Below are 1985 nucleotides of genomic sequence, written 5' to 3'. Positions count from 1 at the left end.
GTGATATCCCGGTAACCGATTAGCTCAAATTCGCCAAAAACCGTTTCGATTCGTCGACTGCTTTTACGTTCAATCAAGGTTTCTGTCTGATGCCGGTAGGCAATCAAGTCCGCTATCGTGCCAATTTTCAGACCATGCTCACGGGCAAAGTTTTGCAAGTCCGGCAACCTCACCATACTGCCGTCTTCATTCATAATCTCACAGATCACTGAGGCAGGCGTTCTGTCAGCCATCGCGGCAACGTCACAACCCGCTTCCGTATGACCAGCACGAGCCAATACGCCACCGGGTTGTGCCATCAGGGGAAAAATATGCCCGGGCCGGACAATATCCGTTGGGGTAGCATTTGCCGCCACAGCCGCTTGAACGGTTCGGGCACGGTCTGCAGCAGAAATCCCGGTGGTCACACCTTCCGCTGCTTCGATGGATACGGTGAAATTGGTACTTAACTGCGCCCGGTTATGTTTGACCATTAAAGGCAAATCCAGCTGGCGACAGCGTGTTTCGGTCAATGTCAGACAAATCAGACCCCGGGCATAACGTGCCATAAAGTTGATATGTTCCGCTGTAACGGCATCGGCAGCAATCACAATGTCGCCTTCATTTTCCCGATCTTCGTCATCGATCAGGATCACCATTCTGCCCTGACGTATTTCGTCAATTATTTCCTCAACCGGCGAAATCACAGGCTGTTGTGAACCGGGGAAACGTAAAGGTTCTAAAGGATAGTTCATAGCGATCACCTGTTTTTCTGCAACATGGCATAAGCCGAATGGTTATGAATGGATTCAAAGTTTTCACATTCAATAATGTAATCGACAATGGCGTCGCAGCTATTCAGCGAAGCAGCCACATCACGCACCAGATCTTCAACAAATTTGGGATTGTCGTAGGCATACTCCGTGACAAACTTTTCATCCGGCCGTTTGAGTAAACCGTACAGCTCACTGGAAGCCTGTTGTTCAATTTGCTCAATCAGCGATTTGAGGCTAATGATCTGATTCAACTCGGCCGTCACGGTAATCATTGACCGTTGATTATGCGCACCATATTCGGAGATTTTTTTCGAGCAGGGACACAGGCTGGTGACCGGAATCGCGACTTTAAGTTTGAGGCTTAGTGTTTCCTGCATATTGGCAATCAGCGTGACATCGTAATCCATCATACTGCTGACGCCGGAAACCGGTGCCTGCTTTCGAATAAAAAACGGAAACTGCATTTCCAGATGACCGCTGTCAGCCTCAAGCTGAGTCAGCATGGTGTTCATGAAGTCTGCAATACTCTCAGTGGACATAACCAGGTCAGGCGTTTCCAGCAGCTCGATGAAACGTGACATATGTGTGCCTTTGACATCATGAGGCAACTTTACATACATATTGAAATCGGCCACCACACGCACTGGTGCTTCATCCGCATCACTTTGAAAAAATATGGGGTAACGCAAAGATTTTATGCCGACTCTATCGATGATTAAGCAGCGTTTATCTGGCGTATTCTGAACATCTTCCAGTTGAATATGCAGGGGTAGGTTCATCGATCTATCCTTCTGTGTTTGGATTGCTGGTCAATCACCTGTTGTCTTCCTCAAAAAAAAAGGTGGATCTGCCTTTGAAAACAAAAAACTGCTGATTTTGCTGTCTGGCATGATCCACCCAAACGTCTCAACAAAGAGAACGGGTCGAGGAGAACCGTTGAAACTGAATAACACCCTCTCATTCAGCTACGATTAAATTATCTCGTTGTGCAAGGGGCCGAACAATTCCAAAGAAGTATTACTCCTTAATCATTAGGGCCTGTTGATATGCAAGCTCAACAAACCTTGGCCACTTTAAACCCGGTCACCATCAACTGTTACTGCAAAACCACGACTCTGTCAGAAAGCTTAACTGAGGCATACCACTCGGAAAACTGCTCACTGTAAGTACTCCTTTGGTAGTAAATTCAGTTGACCGAATATAACCATCAGTAAGGTAATTATCTGAAAG

At 46.8% G+C, this 1985-nt stretch carries 2 protein-coding genes; both read right to left on the bottom strand.

Annotation, left to right across the window (positions count from 1 at the left end; all coding sequences use genetic code 11):
• On the bottom strand, window positions 1-734 hold a 734-nt coding region (ribB, locus tag B3O33_RS11410), incomplete at its 3' end, for a 3,4-dihydroxy-2-butanone-4-phosphate synthase (RefSeq protein ID WP_292363619.1).
• 5 nt (window positions 735-739) lie between these two features.
• Complete coding sequence (folE2, locus tag B3O33_RS11405) at window positions 740-1534, bottom strand: GTP cyclohydrolase FolE2 (protein WP_292361794.1); 795 nt, start codon at window positions 1532-1534, stop codon at window positions 740-742.
• Between the last annotated feature and the right edge of the window lie 451 nt (window positions 1535-1985).

Origin of the sequence: Methylophaga sp. UBA1464 (genome assembly GCF_002325665.1) — a bacterium.
In the GTDB taxonomy this organism is placed as follows: domain Bacteria; phylum Pseudomonadota; class Gammaproteobacteria; order Nitrosococcales; family Methylophagaceae; genus Methylophaga.
The sequence above is the reverse complement of the archived record's forward strand: the minus strand, read 5'-3'. Positions and strand labels throughout refer to the sequence as shown.